Annotated in this window: 25 protein-coding genes; 4 read left to right on the forward strand and 21 right to left on the reverse strand. The window is 33.3% G+C overall.

Annotation, left to right across the window (positions count from 1 at the left end; translation table 11 throughout):
* Positions 1 to 428: 428 nt before the first annotated feature.
* The 8 genes from G6W41_RS09165 to G6W41_RS09200 form a co-directional block, all read right to left on the reverse strand.
* On the reverse strand, positions 429 to 1,784 hold the full coding sequence (locus G6W41_RS09165; protein WP_194171314.1) for a CHASE2 domain-containing protein: 1,356 nt from the start codon (positions 1,782 to 1,784) through the stop codon (positions 429 to 431).
* Between the two features lie 9 nt (positions 1,785 to 1,793).
* Complete coding sequence (locus G6W41_RS09170; protein WP_194171315.1) at positions 1,794 to 2,342, reverse strand: hypothetical protein; 549 nt, start codon at positions 2,340 to 2,342, stop codon at positions 1,794 to 1,796.
* Between the two features lie 78 nt (positions 2,343 to 2,420).
* On the reverse strand, positions 2,421 to 5,705 hold the full coding sequence (locus tag G6W41_RS09175) for a CHAT domain-containing protein (RefSeq protein WP_194171316.1): 3,285 nt from the start codon (positions 5,703 to 5,705) through the stop codon (positions 2,421 to 2,423).
* 178 nt (positions 5,706 to 5,883) lie between these two features.
* Complete coding sequence (locus tag G6W41_RS09180; protein WP_103611524.1) at positions 5,884 to 6,237, reverse strand: HicB family protein; 354 nt, start codon at positions 6,235 to 6,237, stop codon at positions 5,884 to 5,886.
* A gap of 2 nt (positions 6,238 to 6,239) precedes the next feature.
* Entirely contained in the window at positions 6,240 to 6,461 is a 222-nt protein-coding gene (locus tag G6W41_RS10235) for a type II toxin-antitoxin system HicA family toxin (RefSeq protein ID WP_103611523.1), read from the reverse strand.
* Positions 6,462 to 6,565: 104 nt separating this feature from the next.
* A complete protein-coding gene (locus G6W41_RS09190) occupies positions 6,566 to 6,844 on the reverse strand; it encodes a hypothetical protein (RefSeq protein WP_103611522.1) in 279 nt (92 codons plus the stop codon).
* On the reverse strand, positions 6,841 to 7,059 hold the full coding sequence (locus G6W41_RS09195; protein ID WP_194171317.1) for a hypothetical protein: 219 nt from the start codon (positions 7,057 to 7,059) through the stop codon (positions 6,841 to 6,843). Before G6W41_RS09195 ends, G6W41_RS09190 begins: the two co-directional genes overlap by 4 nt.
* Positions 7,060 to 7,070: 11 nt before the next feature.
* Entirely contained in the window at positions 7,071 to 7,379 is a 309-nt protein-coding gene (locus tag G6W41_RS09200; RefSeq protein ID WP_194171318.1) for a hypothetical protein, read from the reverse strand.
* A 224-nt stretch (positions 7,380 to 7,603) separates the two neighbouring features.
* Here G6W41_RS09200 and G6W41_RS10330 point away from each other — a divergent pair, with 224 nt between their 5' ends.
* From G6W41_RS10330 to G6W41_RS10385, 4 genes are all read left to right on the forward strand, one after another.
* A complete protein-coding gene (locus G6W41_RS10330) occupies positions 7,604 to 8,131 on the forward strand; it encodes a DNA adenine methylase (RefSeq protein WP_196779846.1) in 528 nt (175 codons plus the stop codon).
* 61 nt (positions 8,132 to 8,192) lie between these two features.
* Entirely contained in the window at positions 8,193 to 8,501 is a 309-nt protein-coding gene (locus tag G6W41_RS10335; RefSeq protein WP_346010883.1) for a DNA adenine methylase, read from the forward strand.
* A gap of 147 nt (positions 8,502 to 8,648) precedes the next feature.
* Positions 8,649 to 9,464, forward strand: coding sequence for a DNA adenine methylase (locus G6W41_RS10535; RefSeq protein WP_430733023.1), 816 nt, complete (start codon positions 8,649 to 8,651; stop codon positions 9,462 to 9,464).
* A gap of 219 nt (positions 9,465 to 9,683) precedes the next feature.
* Positions 9,684 to 10,673 (forward strand): HNH endonuclease, encoded by a 990-nt coding sequence (locus G6W41_RS10385; RefSeq protein WP_194171319.1) that lies wholly within the window; start codon positions 9,684 to 9,686, stop codon positions 10,671 to 10,673.
* A gap of 362 nt (positions 10,674 to 11,035) precedes the next feature.
* On the opposite strand, the gene G6W41_RS09215 is transcribed toward G6W41_RS10385, so the two are convergent.
* The 13 genes from G6W41_RS09215 to G6W41_RS09275 form a co-directional block, all read right to left on the reverse strand.
* The gene (locus tag G6W41_RS09215; RefSeq protein WP_194171320.1) at positions 11,036 to 11,710 is read right to left on the reverse strand and encodes an NYN domain-containing protein; all 675 of its coding nucleotides are present in this window, start codon (positions 11,708 to 11,710) and stop codon (positions 11,036 to 11,038) included.
* Positions 11,711 to 11,960: 250 nt separating this feature from the next.
* The gene (locus tag G6W41_RS09220) at positions 11,961 to 12,182 is read right to left on the reverse strand and encodes a hypothetical protein (RefSeq protein WP_194171321.1); all 222 of its coding nucleotides are present in this window, start codon (positions 12,180 to 12,182) and stop codon (positions 11,961 to 11,963) included.
* An 11-nt stretch (positions 12,183 to 12,193) separates the two neighbouring features.
* Positions 12,194 to 13,009 carry a hypothetical protein gene (locus G6W41_RS09225; protein WP_194171322.1) on the reverse strand — a complete coding sequence of 272 codons (816 nt, stop codon included), beginning with the start codon at positions 13,007 to 13,009 and terminating at the stop codon, positions 12,194 to 12,196.
* 212 nt (positions 13,010 to 13,221) lie between these two features.
* On the reverse strand, positions 13,222 to 14,223 hold the full coding sequence (locus G6W41_RS09230; RefSeq protein ID WP_194171323.1) for a helix-turn-helix transcriptional regulator: 1,002 nt from the start codon (positions 14,221 to 14,223) through the stop codon (positions 13,222 to 13,224).
* Positions 14,223 to 14,603, reverse strand: coding sequence for a CRISPR-associated protein Csx20 (gene csx20, locus G6W41_RS09235; RefSeq protein WP_194171324.1), 381 nt, complete (start codon positions 14,601 to 14,603; stop codon positions 14,223 to 14,225). Before csx20 ends, G6W41_RS09230 begins: the two co-directional genes overlap by 1 nt.
* Positions 14,600 to 15,898, reverse strand: a complete 1,299-nt coding sequence (locus G6W41_RS09240; RefSeq protein ID WP_194171325.1) for a TM1812 family CRISPR-associated protein — start codon at positions 15,896 to 15,898, stop codon at positions 14,600 to 14,602. Before G6W41_RS09240 ends, csx20 begins: the two co-directional genes overlap by 4 nt.
* A 3-nt stretch (positions 15,899 to 15,901) precedes the next feature.
* Positions 15,902 to 16,696 carry a hypothetical protein gene (locus tag G6W41_RS09245; protein ID WP_194171326.1) on the reverse strand — a complete coding sequence of 265 codons (795 nt, stop codon included), beginning with the start codon at positions 16,694 to 16,696 and terminating at the stop codon, positions 15,902 to 15,904.
* Positions 16,693 to 18,444, reverse strand: a complete 1,752-nt coding sequence (locus G6W41_RS09250; RefSeq protein ID WP_194171327.1) for a TIGR03986 family type III CRISPR-associated RAMP protein — start codon at positions 18,442 to 18,444, stop codon at positions 16,693 to 16,695. The genes G6W41_RS09245 and G6W41_RS09250 overlap by 4 nt, the downstream gene beginning before the upstream one ends.
* The gene (locus G6W41_RS09255) at positions 18,441 to 18,863 is read right to left on the reverse strand and encodes a TIGR04423 family type III CRISPR-associated protein (protein WP_194171328.1); all 423 of its coding nucleotides are present in this window, start codon (positions 18,861 to 18,863) and stop codon (positions 18,441 to 18,443) included. The genes G6W41_RS09250 and G6W41_RS09255 overlap by 4 nt, the downstream gene beginning before the upstream one ends.
* A complete protein-coding gene (locus G6W41_RS09260) occupies positions 18,850 to 20,154 on the reverse strand; it encodes an RAMP superfamily CRISPR-associated protein (protein WP_194171329.1) in 1,305 nt (434 codons plus the stop codon). The genes G6W41_RS09255 and G6W41_RS09260 overlap by 14 nt, the downstream gene beginning before the upstream one ends.
* A complete protein-coding gene (locus G6W41_RS09265) occupies positions 20,151 to 21,635 on the reverse strand; it encodes a hypothetical protein (RefSeq protein WP_194171330.1) in 1,485 nt (494 codons plus the stop codon). The genes G6W41_RS09260 and G6W41_RS09265 overlap by 4 nt, the downstream gene beginning before the upstream one ends.
* Positions 21,635 to 22,186: an RAMP superfamily CRISPR-associated protein gene (locus G6W41_RS09270; RefSeq protein WP_194171331.1), complete on the reverse strand. Its 552-nt coding sequence runs from the start codon at positions 22,184 to 22,186 to the stop codon at positions 21,635 to 21,637. Before G6W41_RS09270 ends, G6W41_RS09265 begins: the two co-directional genes overlap by 1 nt.
* Positions 22,183 to 23,697: a Cas10/Cmr2 second palm domain-containing protein gene (locus G6W41_RS09275; RefSeq protein WP_194171332.1), complete on the reverse strand. Its 1,515-nt coding sequence runs from the start codon at positions 23,695 to 23,697 to the stop codon at positions 22,183 to 22,185. Before G6W41_RS09275 ends, G6W41_RS09270 begins: the two co-directional genes overlap by 4 nt.
* Positions 23,698 to 23,714 lie beyond the last annotated feature (17 nt).

Consider the following 23,714-nt stretch of genomic DNA (forward strand, 5'->3'; position numbering starts at 1 on the left):
ATATATAGGGTAGTGAGATTAAGTTTTGAAACTATGATGCTCATGAAGTTACTTCATTTTTTGTTTGGCAATATAAATTCGCTTTATTGCTCTTTTTAGGTTAACGTTTTTTGCTTTTGCTTTACTATGGCTATTTTTCTTTAGCAGGTGAATTTAGTCTTTATTTAAAGCAAAAGCTGTTTTAGTATCAGTAATAGAAAAATATAATAAATTCCGATCAAATACAAAATATCAAACCAAATAGATAGTTATAGTGTATTAGGCTGTTTATTTGTAGTTTTGCTGTTCAAACTTTTTAAAATCAAGCAGATTACTAAAGAATTCTCAAGCCGATTTCCTATTTTAAATTTTATACTTCCTGACGGAGGTTTGGTTCATTGGTATCAAATTTTGTTATTAAGAATAGATATTAATGAATGGACAACATCTTATAAAATAGCTATTGTTGCTACTATCACAAGAACTATAATAGCTAAAGCAACTGCAACGGTTATTATTATAGGTTTTGCAAGTGTATCAATCTTATTTTTTGCCCTTGCAATTATCATCAGTTTATCTGTTGCTTCAAATAGTATCATAGGTACAGCCCATGATAGATAATACCCTAAAAATATCATCCCACTAGCGGGGATAAAAAATATTAGTATATTCGATATGAGTAAAATATTTGTTTTTACAGTATCGTTTTTTACATTAAATTTGTCCATTAGGCTTAGCGCTGTCCAAGTAATGATAAAAAACATTAACGTATAAGACATGGCAGCTATAAGTGGATGAACTTTTTTAAGTCCATTAGGCAATATAGATGCAGTTGTAATGGTATCAGCTAGTATTAGAACCCCACTTCTTGTATCTATTGTAGTGTTTATTATATCTCCTGAGTTTTTATAATCAGATCCTATAAGTACGATAGCATCGTTAAAGTCTTCATCGATATTATCAAGCTCGCCTGCTTGGTAGATAGTGATATTTTTATAGTTTGAAACCTTGGCCACATCATCTATCCTTTTAAAAAGTATACGAGAATTTAACATCTCGTCAAAACTAGGTTTATAACTTGCATCACACTCGCTATTTTCATTATTATTAGTCAAACTAAATATCTTAGCTATATGTGCTATTTTTTTGCCATCTTTACAAAGATAGGGGCTATAACCTCTTATTATACCGTCTTTATTTTGATCTACTTGAACAGATGCAAATTTCACGCTTTTATTAAGATATGGTTGTATAAACATCTTGTTAGTATAAGTTGGTATATATATCGGGTACTCTTTGGCATGAGTGTTTAGTGCGTCTATTAGTGTTTTGTCATCAGCTATTACAGTGCCATTTATATCGCCACTATATGCAAGGTAGTAATCCAGTAGCACCCCTTTTGGTTTTTGTCCTACAATTTTAGTGTCTAGTTTATTTAGTATATTTGCCAGTAGCGATCGCGGCGTATAGTTAAAGCCTAGCGTTTCATTACCATTGCTTAGGTTGTGATCACGTAGATATTTTTCATCTATCATCACTACTATTATGCGTGGTGCATTTGTGGGGTTTTGGCTAACATGTGAGTATGCTTTTAGTGTGATATCATACTCGACGTCGCCTATATTTTTTCTAATAAACTCATAATCAGATATCGCATTATACACTAGATAACAAATACCAGCTAGCACTCCAAATACAATAGAAAATTTAAAATTTCCTAGTTCTTTTAAAAGTGCTAGCTTTGGACTTAGTGTACTTTTAGCTATTACTAAAAGGCTTGACTTGATCAAGTTTAACAATGTCATAAAACTTGCTTATTTAACTTCTAGGCAGTATATGTCGTATTCATCCCTATCTAAAAATCTCATAATATCGCCTGATTTATATGATACTTTTGAGTTATTTGATGATATTATATTTTGATCTTGTACTTTATACTCATCTACTAGCTCGCCATCTCGGTAGTATAGTATAGAGCTAATGCTTGGAGCAAGTTTTAGTGTCTCTTTTTTTGCATCAAATGCAGCGCAGTTTGAGTCGCCTCTAGTAAAGGCGTTTTTGTTTTCTACTTCAACTTTTGCAAAGTAAGCTTTTATGCCAGCAAGAGATAATATACCAGATGATTTACTAGCAGTGTATTGATCGCCTGTTTTGTTAAGAGTCAGCTTTTTATTAGAAACATCATCTTTTAAACTTATCTTGCCATCACCACTTATGTATTCGATAAGCGAACCTTCATCTGCAATTTTGCTAGTGCTTGGTTTGCCATCGATATGATAGACTACATTACCTTGCGTGGTTAAAGATACATTTGCGATAGCAAGTGATGCCAGTAGGGGCAAAGCCAGGGTGAGTTTTAGCATTGTAAATCCTTTTAAAAAAATAATAAGATATTAATACATACCGACTTAAAGTGGAGTGAAATTAAGTCGGTATAAAACTTATTCTCCGTTTATTATAAAAGCAGCCCAATAATATGGATGAAGCCCTTGTTTTATCATATTGAGTTTAGCTTTTTTTAACAGCACATTATATTCATTTGTGCTATTGTTAGCTTGGTTTTTCCAAGCTCCATTTTCATCGAGATTAACATTTTTAATGTTGTTGTAAAAATCTTTCATTAGTCCAACAGTTTGTTTGTCATCCACTTTCCACAAACTCATCATGACGTTTTTTACACCAGCTTGCATAAATGTTTTTGGTAGCGCAGCAACAGAATTAGTATCTGCCATATCAACGACACCTGTTTCGCATGCTGATAATACAACCATATCAGTTCCCTGTAAATTTAATCCAGATAGTTTTAATGCGGTTACAACACCATCTTTTGTTTTTGTGTTTGCTCCACTTAAGGCTATGCCTGATTTTAACATAGGGTTAAGGATATTGTGATCATTTATAAAAAACCCGTGAGTAGTTACGTGTAGAATTTTTGGAGAAGTTACCTTAAACATGTTTTCAAGGCTTGCATTTTCACGGTTATATACATCTATATTGTCAGTAAATATACCCTTGATAGCCTCCTCTTCTTCTTTAAAGCCCTTTAATCTTGTAAAAAATTCTACAGAATTTACGGCTCTAGTCATAACCTCTTCATTTACGTTTGTAGTATTGATATCAGATATATTAGCCTTTACTGAGCTACTTGATACCTTATCATATGCTGGGTCACTAAAGACAGCCATGTGATTTTTTGTGTCAGATGTGTTAAATCTATGCGTTCTTACAAATTCTTTTGCAGACATTATGTATCTAATATCATTATTTTCAATAAAATAACCAGAGCCAGTTATCAGAGCCTCAAAAGGCATAAGTCGCAATGCTCCGTCTGTAGAAACTATAAATTTATTGTAGTTGCCAAGTTTTTGGCTAATATTTTTGTTAAAGATTAGCTTATAAAGACTTGATAGCGTTTCAGTGCTCTCTTTAGAGATAGTGTGATTTTGCTCACTACTCTTTGCTAATTTTTCTATATCTTTTCTAAAATTATTAATAAGAGTATTAATCTTTTTACTATCTTGGTAGCTATAGACAAAAAGGTCTATATTTTTCTTATTATCAGCGATAAAAACAAAGTATTGTTCTTTTGCATAACCAAAATCCACATATAACTCATCATTGTTTATATAGTTTGCTATATCTGAAATAGTAATCTTTTCTAGCTTTTTCTCCTCTTGGAATTTTTCAGAGGCACTCGCGAGCTCTAACTCGATGCTGTCGATTTCTTTTTCTAGCTTTTCAATTTCATTTTTATCTTTTTTTTGGATATTTAGTTCGGCTAGTGTTCGCTGTTTGGCTTCAAACTGCTCTATCTTATCCAGTATATTCTTATCAGTTATATAATACTTCATCATAGCTATTGTGTTTTCTTTATCTAGCAAACTACCTTTTGAGTTGATAAAAAAATCAAACGCAGATGATTTTAGGGCTTTGATGTTTGAGTTTGCCTTGTTTGATTGTGCAGCTTGATAAATCGAATCAACCAGTGTAAGAAGGTATAAGCCATTGTTTTCTAGAAATTTCTTTTGGTCAGAACTTTGTAAATTTTTAAAGGATTCTTTTCTATTATTATCAAAATCTATATACGCTTTTTGCGCGTATTCCGCTGCATTATTATAGTCTTTTAAACCATGATATGCTGTTGCTATGTTTAGATTAATAAGTGGTTCTGGTTTTATTCCTTCAAAATTTTTTTTGGATACATTATAATATTTTATAGCATTTTTTAAAAAGCCCATTTCGTGTAGCAGTGCACCAGAATCTATAAAATATATCCAACTTGTATTATAGGCTTCTGTTTGTTGTTGAAACTTTACCATTTTATCATAATTTTGTATATTGCTTTTCATGAGTTCTTTTGTAGATATGCTTGGGGTACGAGTGCTGCCTACTATTTCTAACTTGTCGGCATAACCTGTTAAAGAAAAATCAGCAAGTGGATGATTATAAATATTATATGCAAGCTTATAGTTATCTATGGCTAGATCTATTTTATCTTCTGAAAGATAGTTGTGAGCGATATTATAGTAAAGCTCCATTATCTCAGGTTCGCTCCTACCACCAATAACAAGCTCACCGCTTATAAGCGATTTAAATTTTTGATTAACTAAATCTCTAAAAATAGTGTTAGAGTTTTTATACTGACCTATTTTTTGATAGCTTTTTGCAAGAAAAAACATTGCATTAGATCTATCAAAATAAGTCGAATCTGCATAAGTCGAATCTGTCGCTATGTCCTTTAGTAAATTTATAGATTTCTCATAGTCGCCAACATTAAAGTATGCCTGTCCTAGCACATTGTGGTATAAGTCGTTAAGCTGTTTTGTTTTAAGAGCAACTTTGGATATCTTTTCTCCAGCCAAAATAACGGTACCATAATTCTTTTTAAATTGCATATAGTTACCTAATTGCCAAAAAGACTTATATAATAGATCTAAAGCATTTTTATTTTCTTTGTCGTTTTTAAGATGATCAAGACATATATCTATGGACTTTATGACATACTTAACAGCCTCATTGTTATTATCGCCTATTTCATATATATATCCATTTGCTACATCTAAATAAAATTCAGCCAACTGCAAACTATTTTCTCCATACTTAATCCTCAGTAGCCTCATTGTTTGGTTAATAGTAAAATTGTCTGAGGTAATACAACCATTCCCTCCAGCTCTGTTATAATCTATACTTTGCTTATAAAAATCTAGCGCTCTATCATTATCACCGATACTGCGAAATACAACAGCCAGATCATGTGTTTCGCAACCATAGCTATCTTGACAATAGTTCTCAACAGAGATATTGTTTTTTAAGCTTACTAATTGTTCTCCCCAGCCGTCATCATCAATATATCCCGGATCTTCAAATTTTTTCTTATCAGCATTAAACCTTTCAGAGTAACTTTCGTCTAAATATTTAAAATAAGCACGAATGGCTTCTGTGTTGTACTCGATCTCTTTTTCAGAGTTACCTAAATTCTTGTAAAAAGTCGCTATATCATTGTATATGTAAGACACAAACTTACCATATTCATTTTTAGCATAATCAATCTTATTTTTATCACTTGGTGTGAGATATCCTATGAGCTTTAAGGCATGTTTTAAAGCATTTTGATAATCTCCCTTTTTTCCATATTCTTTATATGCAACATGCTCAGCATAAAGTTCATTTTCTACGGCACAAAATACAATAGAAATACTTAATAACAAAACTAAAAAAATTTTCATTTGTTACCCCTTTTTGTCCTTTTTAAAAATTATAACTATGCAAAACTTAAACAATAATTTTAAGAAAAATTAAAAAGTTTAATATAATATAATAAAGATGTTATTTTAAAAAAAGTATAGTGGATACACTATAAGTAGCTTTTGAGGAGGGATAACCATATTTCAATAATGGCGTAAATTACACTATTAATGCCTTTTTAGCTAATTCGCTAAACCATGCCGAACGGTTATTTGTAACGGCATCAATTGCATTTAAAACACCTTTAGGTATAGTTAAATTTATGCGAACTTTGGCGTTTTCATCAATCGGTTCATAAATGTTTTCGCCGTTTTTAAGAGCCCCCTCGACGTAGCACGCAAAGGCTTCTTTTAGATCCTCTATTGCTTCGGTCTCAGTAGCTCCCCAGCCGGCCATTAGATTGTTTTTAACTAACCCAGCCTCTACATATTGAGCAAAATAATCGCCGTCGTCCAGCTTTTTGATCGTAATCGTATATGGCAAGTTTAAATAATAGTTCAAGTCTTTTTTCATCATTACTCCCTTATTTTTGCTAAGATTTGTAAAATATATATTTCTTTAATCGGCTTATGATATGGTACAACTATCGTGTCGTCGCTTTTTTTAAATTTATGATGTGAGCCTTTAATGTGATCTAGTTCATAACCATGATTTAATAGTAAGCGCTTAACATCATCAAAGCTTGCGTTTTTTGGATTATTTTCAAGTTTTTTGATTAGCTTATCAAGACTAGACACACCATTCCTTTTATATTTTTATACTTACTATTATACACACTATTTTTTATGGGATGCTTAACTTTTTAGTTATAGCCTCTAGGATTCTAGCAATAAGAAAACTACTAGCTTACCTGCTTGGCTATTAAATTTCTAAGTACCTGTTTCTTACTGATGCCTTTTTCTTTAGCCTCTTTAGCTATAAAATCCATCTCGTCATCGGATAGGTACACCGTCATCTGATGAGTTGGTGGATTTTCTAATTTTGGGCGTCCTAGTCTTTTATATTTAGCTAAAATAGCTTCCAGTTCGGAAATCTTATCTAGTTTTGCAGTTTGATTGTCTGCCTCCACAAACCATGTTACTATATCGTTGTTTAATTTAAAATTTGAAAGATTTTTCACGATAAAGCCTTGGCTTTTATGTATTCGATAATTTTATAGTATTGCAAATAGAAGTCTTTGTACTGGGATTTTGATAAACCATTTTGATTATAAAGTTCCACAAAACTCATACCGTTTGCAATGGCATTTTCAAATATGGCTGATCTTTTTAAAAGCATATACTCGACGTCGTTTTTAAATCCTGCTCCCTTTAAAGCCTCTATAATAGTTGCCAAGTCCCCCTTGTTCACAACGTCTGTATTTGATTGTAGGTTTCTGCTGCCTTAAAAACGGAGTTTATTTTGGGAGTAACCGGCATAATCACTAGATCACACTCTTTTAGAATGCTTAGCACTCTAGAGGCCACAAAGCCGCCAAAATCATAAATCGTATCATTTGTTATTTTACAAGGATTAAAATATACTGCTTTATCATATATTTGAGTAACCACAGAATTATCATTAGTCTGTAAATTTAAGCCAAAATCCTTAGCCAAACTAAAAGCCAATGGAGTTTTGCCGACACCGCCTTTAGAGTTAATTACCGCTATTCTCACAATATGTTCTTAACAAGTTTTAAATATTATGATTTAAATTATATTAATAACTTTTAAATATGAATAAGTTTTTATAGAAAATAATATTATATACTTAATAACTTATAACAAGTCTTTTTAAAATACAGCATCAAAAGGTAACAATATTAGGTTATAATAATCTAAAATGAGAAGAAATAATAACCTCAATCAATATACACTAAATGAGAATTGGTATCTAAATAATGAGATTTATAGGAAATAAAGAATCGATTGTAAAACAAATTAATGCTTTTGTTAATAGTAAAATAACATCCGATAATAAGCTAACTCTATTTGATGCATTTTGTGGAACAGGCTCAGTATCAGACAGATTAAAAGATAGATTTAATATTATTATTAATGATAACCTTAAATGGGCCACCGTTTACACGGCTGGCAGAGTATATGCCCCAATCTGTTATTTTAAAAGACTTGGTCTTAATCCGTTTGAGTATTTAAATCAAAGCCGTGATGAAATCCACGGCTTTATATATAAAACGTACGCACCGACCGAAAGCGACAGAATGTATTTTACTTCTAAGAATGCTGCGAGGATAGATTATTTCAGAAATCAGATAGAAGAATGGTATAGAAACGAATTACTTACTGAACCAGAATATATGTTTCTTCTTGCCTGTCTCATAGAATCTGTGTCGAAGGTTTCAAATACTGCGGGAGTGTATGGTGCATTCTTAAAAAAAATGGGATGGACGAGCATTAAAACCAATTGAATTTATAATACCATCATATAATAAGTGTACTCTAGGAGATATTGCAATTTATAACGATAAAATAGAAAATATCATTTCGGACGTCGAATGCGATATTTTATATTTAGACCCACCGTACACACAGAATCAATACGGAGCACAATATCATTTGCTTGAAACACTAATTTTGAATGATTGTCCTTCTGTCAGCAAAGTGACGGGATCTCGCCCTGTTATGCCTATGAGATCCGATTGGTCTAAAGAATACAAGGTTAATATCCTCTTCGATAAGATTATTGCTAAAACAAAAGCCCGCTATATTGTCCTTAGCTATAACAACGATGGCTTAATGTCTAAAGAATATATTGAGGCTGTTATGAAACGTTATTGAAAGCCAGAAACATATTGCTGTAAAAAAATTAGCTATAAAAAATATCAGAACTGGAAGTCACAAAACCATAAGGAACATTTTGAATATTTATTCTTTGTAGAGAAAAAGAATCCATCGGATGTTATATATGAATCACCGCTCAATTATATAGGAAACAAAACTCGTGTTATTGCGGAAATAAGGAAAAGCCTTCCTGCCAACATAGACAATTTTATAGATACCTTCGGAGGCGGTTTTAATGTTGGAATCAATATAAGTTCCGAAAGCATCATATATAACGAGTACAATCATTTTGTCAAAGAACTTATCGAATCCTTTTGGCATTATGATATTTTCTCTTATATTGTGTACATGAAGAAAATTATACAACGCTTTGAATTGGAACCGGGGGATAAAGACTCCTATCTCAAGGTGCGCAATTATTACAACTTTTTCCCAGAGGATAAACGTGATCCACGATTATTGCTTGTGGTAATACTATATAGCTTTCAACAGCAGATCCGTTTTAATGGGAACCATGAATTTAACAACCCTGTGGGAATGCGATGGTTTAATGACAAGATTTTGGAAAAACTTATAAGTTTTTCCCGTCGCATAAAGGAATTAAATGTTCGATTTTACTGTTCAGATTACACGGATATGTTCCAATATGTTAATGATGGGCACACGTTCATATATCTCGATCCTCCTTATATGCTTACCAATGGCTCATATAATGACGGAAAACGAGGTTTTAAAGGCTGGGATATTTCGCAAGAGTTTGCACTCTTTAACTTTTTGGATAGATTAAATGGCGAGGGAAGCCGGTTCATGCTGTCATATGTCTTGGAGCACAAAGGTAAGATAAACCAAAATCTATTGAATTGGACGAGAAACAACAATTACCATATAATAGAGTTAGGAGACATTCTGGGGATATCTGGAAGCCGAAGAAAGGAAATATTGGTGATCAACTATGAGTGATAAACCATTATTTGTAATCAAGCGAAATTTACAAAAATCCGCACAGACGAGGCTAAGCTTTCAAAATCAACTTGATGATGAAAGTTTAAAAGATATCTGCCTGAAAATAACCGGTCGCTCGGATTATAATTGTCAGTATGTAGACAATGATTATAGTGATGTTTTTTGTCTAATACCTATAATAAAGGGCGTTTGGCAACGCTCCGCTATGGAGACTATGTGCACTTCATAACATTTTCAGAACTAGCTATTGAGGGGCGCAACTCAAGTATTCAGAGTGTACCTACGGCATTTAATATTTTTTACATGTGCCCTTATGAAAAAAAGAAGTTGTACTATTATTTCATCTGCAAAAGCGGAAATCCTGCAACAGATTACCATATGTTTATTTATAGACTTATGCAGACAGTAGGATTCACTTTTTTGAATTTCCCCACCTCACCCGCAGTAACCAGTTTTGTAACAATTGAAGATATGATGCGAGCGCGTGATGAGAATCGCAGGACAAACAAAAGCAATAACTCCACTTATATAAGCAAAAACAATGGGGGTGAATACGAAGCTTACTGTAAAACCTATGGTGCAAGCAAATATGAATCCAGCCTTATATGTTATGCAATGTCCATGATAATTGGACATGCAGAAAAAATAAAGTTATATGAAATATTAGAAGGCAATTTGAAGGAACTGCCGAAATCAAGCTTGCAAGTCCTTAAAAAAATGGACACGGTTGATATTATAAGAACCGACTTGACCTTTGAAAAAAGAATTTTTGAAGAGAGCTGTGGCAATCAACTGCGTTCTCCAAGGTATCAGTATAATCTACTTGATAAACTCGGCGAGAAACATTGTGCCCTGTGTGGATGTACGATTCCTGATATAATTCAGGGAGCACATATCTGGCCTGTTGCGAGTATAAGGGCTGCAAAATCAATCAGTATAGACGATAAAGTTCGATATGCAACAGATGGAGATAACGGTCTGTGGTTATGCGAGAATCATCATAAATTGTTTGACAGAAATATAATTGCAATTATGAGTGATGGTTCCATTAAATATAATGATAGCCTTTCCAGAGCTTATATTCCTTATTTGCGTACATTTACAAAAAATACACAATTGCCATCAATATACATAAATGATAAATTTAAATATTACGTTGGGTGCAGAAATAAGGTTTTGAATACTGCAAGTTATGTTGGATTTTGATTGTATAATTATTTGACTGGGTATAAGGATATTTTGAAGAATATAAAAGTTGCAATATTGCAAACCTTAAACCCAAACACCACTAAAATATGACATTTCGTTCTTTAAGTTTCATCGGAGCTTACAGCTCGTAAACCTTAAACGAAAAAATGCCATTCTAAAAAGCCTAAAACTATAGCTTTTTTAGTATGAAAATAACTATTTTTAAAAGACTTAATTGATGGTTCACTATTTTTACAGAATTTTGTTAAAAGAAAGGACAAAAAATTTAAAACTTAAAAAACTTGAAGCAGGAAAAGCTTAAGAACTTGCCTAAAAACAAGTAAATTATTATTTTTTTAAAAATAAGTACAGTCTAAAATTTATTTTTTCTTTTTAAAATTTGGCAATGTGGTTGTTAACCAATCAATATGCTCTTGCAAATCTTCTTTTATATCATTACCCATAGGGTCAAGTATAAAAAATAATCCCTCTCGTCTGGCAAGTTTTGCTGCAGGGACAAAATCGCTGTCGCCAGATATTAGAACAATTTTGTCAACAAGTTTTTTATAGGAAAGGGTAGCAATATCAAGACCTATTCTCATATCAACACCTTTTTGTTTGGCTTTATATACTAAATCATCATCGGTAAGTGAATTAAAATCTTTTTTCTTGCTTAAAATATCATGATAAGTTTTTTCGTCTTTGATTTGCCAAGATGCATTCTTTTCATCGAGATAACCAAATCTTAAAGCAAGACACGAAGTGCGTGTAAGTTCTTTGTGTAATTCATTTCTAAAAATAGCGGTATTGCTTTTTGCTAGATCCAATGAACGATGTGAAAAAGGGTAGTGAGCTTTTTTAGTAATAGGCTTACAGTCATAGAAAAAAATTCTATATAACATTTCTTTATCATCTCGAATATGTTTCATACAATGAATTTTTAGGCATTTTGCTATATCAGCAGCAGACGTTTTGGATATTTCTTTATTAAAGTATGAACAATGTCTTTTTATAAAAAAATCACCATCAACTAATATAGCAACTCTCATTTTCATATTAGAACAAGCTCCATTAAAAAAATAGGGCAAAAAAGCTCAAGTCGATTTTATGACAAGCTTTATAAAATCACCCTTGAGCTCTTGAAAATGCTAAGGGTTTGCCATAATCTCTACGATATAAGGTTACTGCCTTAGCTGCTATGATTTTTGTATTTTATCAAAAATAGTATAAAATATCACTTATTTAGCCTAATTAATTATATATTTCATAACTTTATGAAATAAAATAGTTTTATTAAAAACTACTCTAGCAAATTCCTAAATATTTTTTTCTTAAATAGTCCGCTTCGTCTTTTGTGATCTCTTTACTAAGCTGAGATATGTTTATTGTTGTATAAAGCTCGCTCCAGTATAAGCTTAAATCAAAATTAGGATCAACATTTGAGTTTTTGCAATCCAAAAACTTTTTTAGGTCTTGTTTAAGCCATAGGGGTAAAGTATTTTCATCTAGTGTAAAATTTTCTTCCACATTTTCTCCTTTTAATGTCCTAGCAGTTTCTCTCTTATCTCTTTCATCGGATATCTTGCGTCGCTCAGATTGAGATATTCTTTATATATCGATAGTCCCCCCATTATCTTGTAAATTTCAATATCCGTATTGCCCATCTCTCTTAATTTCTTCGCTTCGTCCTCGCAAAGAATATCCTTCTCCCAATACTCCTGCCTGTATAGAGCTATCGTTAGCTCCCCTAGCTTCTCCTCGTCCACTAGCCCTCTGGCTTGGATGTCGTCTATCATCCCCAAGTTCTCCAAAGCTGTCGTCCAGCGGTAAAGTATCGTTAGTCTGTGCATCCAGTCGCCTGATTGAATGTTCGAAGGTGCTGGATATGTTGATCTCATTATCTCTTGTTGCTCCATGTCCAGATGTTTCTCGATATAAGCTTTCATCCGATTTATCACTTCCTCGCTCGGTTCTATCGTATCGCAAGTCATCGCTCTCCAATTCACCCAGTCGTGATTGATTGTTATTAGTATATTGACTAACTCTTTTTTGATCTGCTCTATTTGTTCTTGATTGATCTGACTGGATTCATTGATTTTACTCTCCATATTTTTGATTACTATATATAGATAATTTGAGAAATTGATCTCTTCTTGCAGTGGTGTCCACTCCATTTCCATCATATCTGTTAATCTTTTCTTGGTTATTAGCGGCCGATTGCCCTTTATCTTGTTTTGAGGGTTTGATAGGATATGGTTGTTGTTGGTATCCACAAAGTCCCAGATCTCATCTATGGTCTCTTTGAAATTTTGCTCTGATAATTCATTGTATTTGGGATTTAATATGTGAAACATTGTATATGCTCCAAGTTTATTTGTTAAATGCAATTTTACTGTTTTTTACATAAACTATTACATAAGTGGATAGTTTTTGCCGTTAGGTTATAACTAATGGTAAGATGGATATGGCAACAGGATAATAAGACTGATATTTGCTTTATACATTGATAGCTTATGTTAATTCTTTCAATATTGTTTGCCATAGCCTATTAAGCTATAAATTTGAATTATTTATTTAATAAATCAAGAGCAATTTTTAGATCCTCTTTAAATTTATCTCTTAGGCTTTTTGGCTCTAATATCTCAATATCTGGGAGCCATCGTTTTATAAAAGGTAGGATTTCTATATCCTGAGTAAAATCTATACTAAACGTAACACTGCCATCCTCTAAAGCCTTTTCAAATCTTTGAGATGGGAAAAAACTCTTCATGCCTTTACGAAAATATATAGCTACCTTAGGAGAGGCTTTAAGTAGGGCTCTTTGTGGCGTATTTGATGGCAAGCTCATGGCATTTTGTATTTTATTAAAATACGTCTTGTACTTTGACAAAATCTTTTTTTGATAGTTTTTTGAACTTTTGCTTAAAGATACTATAAAAGCCACCCTTAAAAGCCTAAAATTTTCGTTAGCATCCTCTATAGCCAAATACCAATTTCCATCAGTAAAGACTATTTTTAGGCATTTTGCATCGGTTAAATTTTCGACTTCACCGATATATTTATACTTAATGTCTCGGTATTCTCTGTTTCCAACTGCATTACGAAGCTCACTCAAATACCTTTTGCTAGGCTCATCTTGTAAATTTTCTAAAGGATTTGTCTTAAATAAAAATATATCAGAATCTTCTTGTAGCTGCTTAGATACCTCTTTTTCATGTTGCTCTAAATCTTTCAATAAACTAGGGTCGTTTTCGTTTAGTAAGGTGATTAGCCAGCCTAGATTGTCGCTATTTTTTAAAAGATACTCTAAAACGATGATTATGTCTTTATTCTTATCAGCTACTCTTAATACACCCATAGGTCTTTTGGCATTTTTTACAAGCTTATTTTCTACTATAAATGAATCCTCGAATAAAATTTTGATCTCTTCTATATATCTTCTTAGCGTTCTTTCTTGTATACCAAATTCATCTAAAAGCTCTGTGTCTGATGGATAAATTTCTCGTTTTTTTACTAACTTTTTTAAAATTTCAAAAATAATTAATGTTTTATTGTTTAACTCTGCCATTATAAATCCTCATATTCTCTAAATCTTGCATGTTTAAATTCTCGTTTTGTTACGACTTTTCCATTTTCTATATGTTCGCTTACTATACGCTTTGTAGTAGCATATACGACGGTTAAACCCATATTTTTTGCGAATTTTATCATGTTATATGTTGCTCCAAAGTCACCTTGAACTAATAGCACATCGCCAGCACTAGCCTGCTGCATAAGTCTATCTTTGTATATATTTATGATATTTCGTACACTTTCTTCAAACGGATCTATGTCACTCCACTTAGCATCAACTATATTTACAAATTTCTCAATTTTTAAATTTTCTCTCGCATCCTCCTCTTGTTCTGGCGTTAGAGCATGATTCATTAAAATAAAAAGAGTTTTCATTTTTTTACGCCAAAAATATCTTCATCTAAACAAAATCTTTTAAAGTCGATTAAAAGTCGTTTAAAATTTAACTTTGGATTCTCAATCTCTTCACTACTATTGCCGTGTGCCAAATTATTTCTTAATCTCTCGGCATCAACTATAAATTCTCTAAATTCTTTAATATTTTGTGCTTTTTCTATTTCTTCAACTATTAATCTTTTAATTTCGCTCAAATATTCTCTAGACTTTTGTTCACTAAATTCAAAATGCTTTCGAGCTTTTTCAGTGCCGAATAGGTAAGAGTTCATTCTGGTGCCTATTTTAACAAGATTCCTTGATTGATTTGTTAAATCATAATGATTGAAAATATCACTGTTTCTAAATTCTCTTACATAACTCTCTATTGTTGGATTAATTTTTTCTATACCTTCATTACAATAGCTTCCAATAGCCTCAAATAACAAAGTTATAGCATTTAATAAGTAGCCCTTTTTGTTAAGAACCTCAGACATCTCGTATAGCTTTTGAAAATCCCTCTTTCTGCTAATACTCTTTAGCTCTTCTATGTGTTCTTTAATTCTATCAAGGCTGGATTTAAAAATAAAAATTTGTTCATTCTTTTTAATATTTTCTATGTATTCCAAGACTATATCAAAGCTATTTTTAAGTGCTTGTAATGAGTTAGAAAGAATATAGTTAGAAAATTTTGCTAGCTCGCCTCTCAAATTTTCAAAATCTTCGTTTTCAAATGAAGCCACGAATGAAACAGTATAATTTTTATCAAAAGTCTCTAATACGTATGACATATTTGCAAGCTCCAGATACTCTTTTAGGTCTATTATCTCATACTCTTTTCTAGGGGTTATCTCTTTTGCAAAAAATATATGTTTAATTTTGTCTGTATTATTTAAGCTTTGAGAGATAAGTGAAATAGTTGCTAAGATCGGGATATGTCTAAATCCATGAGTTAGGTCTATTATGTATTCTTTATCACCTGATGTTGCATTATTGATGATACGTAAAATATCATAAAAATTTTTTTCATCTTCTATTAAATTTTCATTATTAAATATCTCATCATAACTATTTCCTAGCTCATCTTTTAAAACTTTAGACTGAATCTTTAGAGCTGTTTCTGTAAAAATTGGCACAATACCTTTTGCATCAAAATTGTCTATCAATAGAGGGAGCATATTTACATACCTCTCTCTTTTTAAAGAGTATAGCTCTTTTAGTTTGTTGTCATATCTATAAATAGGTACGTCATGATCTTCTGCTTTTTTTATAGTTCCCAAAAATGTTACGACTTTCATATCTCACTCCTCATTTTTTATATAAGTTAAATCATAGTGTCTAACACTATAATCATTTGTAGAAACATACTGTAAATGCCTATCATTTGGTATCGCAAACATTGCTCCAGCTATGGCTATTACTTTTTGGCCACCAGTAACGTCAAATACGATATCATCCTCCTTAAACCCGTCTTTTTTAAGCTCTTCATATGTATTTTCTAAAAAATCATAGACATTTTTAGCTTTTTCGAAGTCACCAGCACTCTTTATCTCTATAATTTTTGCAATCTTGCTACCAAAAATATTTTTCACACACTTTAAAAATTTATCCTTATCATTAAAGGACTGATCAGAGCAGGAAATGATTATTTTAGCAAGTGTCTCTTTGTGATAGTCTATCGCCCTAAAAGGCATAAAATATTTAAAAGGTTTCATGTCCTCAAGTGTTTTTAGTTTTATCAAATCTTCTTCTTTCTCTTTATTTGGACTTAAAAATAGCACCAATGCTTTTGCTTTTTTAGGTTCGTTATTTATGCTTATCTCTACATTAGCAACATTTTTTGGGATTATTTGCTTAACTAGCAAGAATATTGCGATCGAGCCTAAAATTTGAACTAGCATAGTTCCATCTTTTGCACTCCAAGTAAAAATTTCTCCTCCAAAAATTTTATCTAACAATGTAGACATACCATCAGGTAGCCATGCAAAAAAGACAGCCACTCCAGTTATTATCAAAAACGCCTTAACTCCCAAAAGCGAGCTTCCTAGAAGCGAAACAATTATTTTTTGAAGTTCTCTGTTTTGGTACTTGTTCATTTTTTACCTTTATTAAAATTAACAAAACTACCTATATCTATACCATTTGTTTCTGTCGAAGGTTTTTGAGTATTTTGTGATTTTATTTCACTTGAACTGGTCTTGTATGCATTACCAGAGTGTGGCAAAAGAAATTCATGATTCTTTTTAGCATTAGTAAATTCATTGCCTATTCCATTTTTGCCGTCACCAAGTTTTTGATATCTCAAGATATTTGATGCCTTATAGTTAGTGCTTGCCATCGATCTAAGCTCAGTTAGTTGTTTTTCTTTAAGCCAATTTGGTACAAATTCATTCATTTTTTTTTCAAATTCTTTTAGATATTCGTCTTGGCTATACTCTAGGTCTTTTAGCGTAAGTTTAATATCTATTTTTCCATATCCGTAAGGCTTTGCAAAGCCAATATTGTGCATGCATTTATCATTTAGTCCGTGAAAAGTTATTGCACTTATTAGTGCCCCTATTTCGACTTTTTTAAGGTTGTGAAATGCGATTTTGCCTTTAAAAACGCTATTTGCTGGAAGCGGCTTAAACTCAACCACCATATCTTTATTGCCGTTTCCTATATTGAGCTGCTCTACTCCAGAATGTAAAGGGTATCGTTTATAGCCTCTTATCCTAGCAGTTGTGTCCATAAGCGTTATATATTTACCGCCGTTTTGTTCTAAGTAGTTTGGATAATAACTAGGGTTTGGTGTACCAAATATCCCTTGTTCGGTCTTTTGAGCTTCAAACCTCTCGATAGCTGATTTAAAATGTGAGAAATATACTCGTCCTTTTAGAGCCTTTTTGCCCTTAACTGTTCCAAAAATAGTCTCAGCAAGATCAAATTTTGTTTCGTCACTTTCCTGTTTTGCTGCCTCAAAAATAGTTTTTTTGTAGGCAAGTTTAAAAAGTTGCGTCAAGCCAATAACAGTTTTGTCCTTGTTGTAAAAAATTGGTACTGGCGTACCTTTATTAAACTGCTTTTTCCAAAATTGACCATCTATTGATTCTTCGTCGTCAAAATAAACACTTTTAAAATTTTCAAAAATGTTCTTATCTAACGCAATTTTATTACCGCTTTTAGCAAAGACGAATTCGTGTGTTTTATTCCCTATTTGACCCGTAAAAACTAAAATGCCTATTCTTCCTTGCCTATCAAATTTAGCTCGTTTAATGGTTATATTTTGCCCTGATCTATTTTTTGATTTCTCATTATAAGGAGTAAAATTTATCTCTTTTAGGAGACCAAATTTTGTGTATTTTTCTTTAGCAGTTTCTAGCTTTTTTATGTCCTTATAATTTGTGTCATTGCGTAAATTTATTGTTCGAATATCTACACATTCTTCAATCATATAACTATTGCCATTTTTAACTAAAAAGCCGCAACCATCAGCCTGTCCGACTAAATTTTTTCTATCCGTCATATCCCTAACACTAAGATGTTTTTTATGTTTACCTTCATCTATTCGAATTTTACTAAAGCTCATTATCTCAAGGACATTTCGTATCATACCTTTTACACTAGTTGCAGGTATGTAGTACTCTTTGCCACCATTTTCGTTTGTGAAGTGACAAAATTCGGTGCGATTTTTACTATCCTTTATAAAAATAGGACTTTTTGCTGTTATCTCGACCTCTATTATGCCGCTTTCACCATCTTTAAATGGCACGTCGTGGATGTTTTTAAGTATGTCTTCACTGGCCCAAGGCGGGTAAAATATTTTTTCATTTAGTGGTACAAAATTATAAGGAGCGGTTATCATTTTTCATCCTTTTTATCTATTATAAAACCAGCAAAAGCAGACTTTTTAAATTTCAAAACAGGCAGTCCTTCGCAAAGCTCATCACTCTCTTCTATCCAAATTTGAGCCATTTTTATCTTGATGTCGCTAGACTTTGCGTAAAAGACTTTTATGTCATCCTCGCTTAGTTTTACGCTGTCTAGATCCGTCTCATCAACAAACCAGCCATCATTTATCTGGCGTATAAATATGCTTTTGTTTTGACTTGAACTAAAAAAATGTGCCTCATAAATTAGCTCGCCTTCACTAAGGCTAGGGCTTCTCTCTCCAGCAAAAAAGATATGTTTTTCATCGATTTTCTCGCTCATTAGTTGGATGTAGCCTTCGTAACCAGCAAGGCTATTAACGTATTTTAAAATTTCATCTCTATTTTTTTTCATTTTTTAGCTCCAATTTTTCGCCATTTTTTGTGGCTTCGCCTTTAAAAAATCCATAGCCCTTAGTGGTCGCTCCGCCAAGTGATAAACGTCCTTTTACCACATCATCTAGACTTTGTTCAAATGCTCTTAGCACGTCATCACTCACACCATTTCTAAGTAAAATTTCTATCGTAAATTTATCTTTTTTAGCGACAGCTTTTTCTTGAAACAAAGCCGCATCTATAGCTCCACCAGTGAAGCGGTCTATACTAACATGCTCAAAGACTTTTGTATCATTGCTTGGTTTGTAGTTCAAAAAGCAGTCGCTTATTAAAATTTTACCTTTAGCGCCATTTTCATTTTTATTTTTTTCATATCCAAAAATTTCTCTTACAGCTTTATTTTCGCTACCGACCTTACCATCGTTTTCAAATTCTTTTTTTATTTTATTGTAATGAAACGCCGTTCTATGCGATAAAGCACCTTTTATTGAGCTAGCAGGGATTAAAATCTTTTGCTTGCTAAGCTCTTTATTTTCATAATCAACCACACTCTCAGTCACTGGCGTGTGATCAGCATCTGCATCGCCAAATCCACTTCCAAACATAAAAAAATCATCTGCAGCTATCGAAAGTTCATATCTTAAAAAATTCTCATTTGGCTTGTTTTTTAGATCAAAATTTACAAAGCCTTCAGGACTATCATTTAAGCTACTTTTATAGTTGCAAAGATCGAATTCGCCCCACTTTATATCATTGATCGCCAAAGCACCAAAGCCTTTTGAACTTCCACCACCAAGCCTTAGAGCTGGATCTGAAAGTAAATTTAGTATCTTTTCAAACTCATCTTTTGTCCCTGCAAGTTCTAATGAAAATTTAAATCTACTTCCGCTAAAAACTACCTCTTCATCAAATTTTCCAGCGTCTTTTGCTGTGCCATTTGCATTTATAGCGACGTGATCTCTGATAGGCAAGCTATCAAAAAGCTGTAAAAATTTGCTCTTTTTTGAAAGCAGCTCTTCACAAACCATACCATTTTCATCGACAAGCAGTGCATTTGATACCACGAGTCTTGATCCAACTAAATTTTTACTATCTTTGCCTTTTGTTCCAAAAATTTCATTTGCCGCTTCTTCTCCGACATACTCTTCAAACGCTCTTCTTAGTATCCCTGCGACCGAAGTGCCAAGTATCATAGGTAAGCCATTAAAGTCCCTTTGTATAGGCGCATCGTAAAAAAGATCATTCTTGCCACCTCCAACTTTTAGCGGAGTTTTGGCCTTTATAACAATGTGTGCTAAAAATCTTTTCATCTCTTTTCTCCTGTGGCTTTTGGCATTTGCATCGATAAGAGCAGTGTAAATTTAAGCGGATTTTTGCTCTCTTTTATGGCTTTTAAAAGCACATGGCCATTGCCAGTTTCTTTTTCACAATCCCAGTTCACTTTTCTAACGCCATTACGTATGAATTTAGATACTTGTTCTGTTATATTTTTGTCTTTTTCTTCGGTGGTTTGGTTGCTGATTTTAGCCTCTTTGTCATCAAGCACAGTATCGTTAGTAGCAACATCTCTACATATTGACCTTATCGCACCCCACTGAGAGTTTGATATATCGTTAAATTTAGCCTTGTTGGTATCTATAAATTTGGCCACATCCTCGGCTATCGTAAGAGTTTGTGCTCTATCCTTTTCCTTTTTACTTAAGAAATTAGCCAAATCACTTTTTATCTCTATTTTTATATTTGCTGGCTTATCTTTTTCATCATTTTTAAAGCTTATCGCTCTATCTTTCTCGTCGCCACCACTTAAAAATAGCGGATTTATCAAAACTTCGCCAAAGCCCTCGCTCAAATATGCTCCCACGCCATTTTTTAACTCAGTTATCTGCTCACTACTTAGATCTTTTAGTGCGATGACGCTGCCCTTATTTATGCAAATTCGCCCATAGTCTTTTGTGGCTCTAGCACCATTATAAGGGGTAAATTGAGATACTCTGATCTGCGTTTTACCATAGTCGATATTGTTTTGGCTCAAATTTGGCAATATATACTTTACATCGTAGCTTGGATTGCCGTTTTCGTCGGTAAGTGCAAGTCTGGATTTAGCATATATAAAAGTATACTTTTCTGGTGGTGTAAAATTTTTATTTTCATCTTTTTGCTCACCGATAAATTCTATCTTTACAGCACCATATTCAGCACTTTTTGACTTACCAAGTCTAGTTGAGCGCTCAAGTGTTTCTTTTACTAGATCTATCTCGTTTTGGCTAACGCTTTCATCAAATTTAACGCCAAATTTCCACTTTTGCCCAGCTCTAAACGCCTCATAGCCATACATCTGACTATCCATAGAGCGTCTTGCTTCTTTATCATAGGCACTTTTTTGAGAAAAGTCATAGACAAAGCTTAGCTGTTCGTTTTCGTCGTTTATATAGCCACTTCTCATCTGTTTTAGCTGGATAAAATCCTCAAATTTATCCCTGTCATTAGCGTTATATTTACAAAGCAGATGGTGGTTATAAATTTTGCTGCTATCGAGTTTTTCATGAAAATAAGAGAGTGGGATCTTAAAAAATTCCTTGCCATCTTTAGTAGGCGATGCGTCACAAAATTTCACCGCCCCGCTATGAAAAATTTTAAATGGATCGCTAAATTCACTGTATCTGCTAGCTACCATACCTAAAAATGCACTTCCAGGTATAAAATCAAGCAGGCTCATCTTGCCCTGTGTATTTGAGGCTGCTTGCAATATGATCGGACTTTTAAAAGTTATCTCAAATTTTAGCTCTCTCATCATAACCCTTTCACTACAAATTCGCATCTACCAAGGCCTCTGTTGCGGTTTAGCCCCATCCTCTTTATCATCTTTAAAGATCGATCCAGCTCTTTGGCAAATTTCTCATCTACATTTTCTATCGTTCCTTTTAGGCTAATAGGCAAAACCACCTCGATATCTCTTAGCGATTTATCAACAGCTATGCCATTTTTATCAACCATCGTTGATGAGATAACGTCAAAGAGATTATGTGCAAGATTGTTCGCTATGATCTCATCAGCCGTTTTTTGATCTAGCGTTGCACTGCTAAAGTAGCATTGTGCCTGCGTTGTATCATCGTTGTCGTTTTGCTTATTTTCACCACCTCTTGAGCCGAAACATCTATCTATGTCCTCTTTGCTCCAAAACAGCTCCGCCATCTCGCGCACCAAGCCTTTTATAGTCTTTCCAGGGACATAAGGAAGTCCAAAACTATCTTTAACCACATAGCTATCTAAGGCAGCGCCGCCACTAAGCCCACTACTAACGTGCCAGTAGTCGAAAAATTTAAGCTCATAACTTATTGTCATTTTTTGCCTCCCAGACTATAAGTAGCAGATAAAATTTGCAGCAGATCATAGATCGGAGTTTTTTGCGACTGATCTTTTTCTATTATCAAATTTTGACAAGATAGTCCCTTGTAAAACTCATCCAAAGACTTATCAAATTTACCCCTATTTTCAAGCATATCGTTTATCCTATCTAACATCATCTTGGCTAAATTCTCATTTACGCCAAGCTCTTTGATCCACTCTCTTAGCTTGCCTTTTGGACTTTTTTCGCCACTATAAATTTTTGCTAAATTTACAAAAGCATCTATATTTGCTTCGCCATTTTTATTTAGATAGTATGGACCAAAGTCACACCTGATGTTATTGTCTTTGTTTTTTATCGTAAGCTCATCTTTTATGAAATTATCCCAGCTTTGAAAATTCGAGCTTTGGATATTATGAAACATCACGCAGCTTGGAGCAGCGCTCTCTTTTGGGTACTTATTTTTAGAGTGTTTTTTAGCCACACCGCAAAGCTCCTCCGCTAGACTAACAGCGTAATGAAATGGAAATTTCTCATTGCAGTATGCTATGCCAGCACACATTGTTAGTTTTCGCTCGATATAAGACTTTTCCCTTTCGGTTGCATTCTCAAATTCCTCTATGAAATTTTTAGTAAATTCCAGTGCTATATCAGCGTCACAAACCACCGTCATATCATCGCCACTTAGGATTAGTGCCTTTATCTTTAAACTATCGCCAAATGTCTCTTTTGTCCTTTTTTTGGCATTAGCAAATGCAGACTTTGTAGAGTTATCTAGCGCCTCTGAAAAATTAACTATAGCCTCTGTTTTCCTAGTACTATCCACGATCTGCGCTAAGTTTTTCACTAACACTCCAAGGCCGTTGCCATCAGCGTGGATAACTGCTAGTTTATTTTTCTTATTTGAGATATCGCTAAACTCTTTTAGCTCAGTAAATTTAACATCATCTTTCTCTTTGTCGTATTCTGCACGGCGTTTGTTAAACCACCTATCATGCGACTTTCTCTTTTGTACGCACGAGATATCTAGTCTATCATCACTAAATTTCACAACACCCCTAGCCGTTTTTGGCGCTAGAAGCATAAAATTTATACTCATATCAAGTGGCAAGCTTGGGCGGTTACGTTGGATTTTGAGATTTTCCTCGAGTTTTTTAGAGGACTCTTTATAGCCCTTGTATTCAACAGCAGCCTGAGAAACTGTGATACCATAAGCATTTTGCATTATTTTTTTAGGTAGCTCAAGGACTATCTTGCTTAAATTTTCTCTGCCATTTACTATAGCTCTGAAATTTCCAGCAGCATTTAGTAAAATTTCCTTAACCAAGCCTCTCTCTTTTAGCTCGTCAAATATAGCAAACAATGGCCCATCGTCTTTTTTCTTATCTTTAAATTTTTGCCCTAAAGAGTCGATTATTTCGCTTGCGCCAACTATTTCTTGTAGTTTGTTTGTAGAGTAGATGTATTCTTGTATACCTTGAATGCTCACACCATATAGGTACTCCATATAGTCTCCTTTTTTTT

Origin of the sequence: Campylobacter concisus (genome assembly GCF_015230035.1) — a bacterium.
Lineage (GTDB): Bacteria > Campylobacterota > Campylobacteria > Campylobacterales > Campylobacteraceae > Campylobacter_A > Campylobacter_A concisus_BK.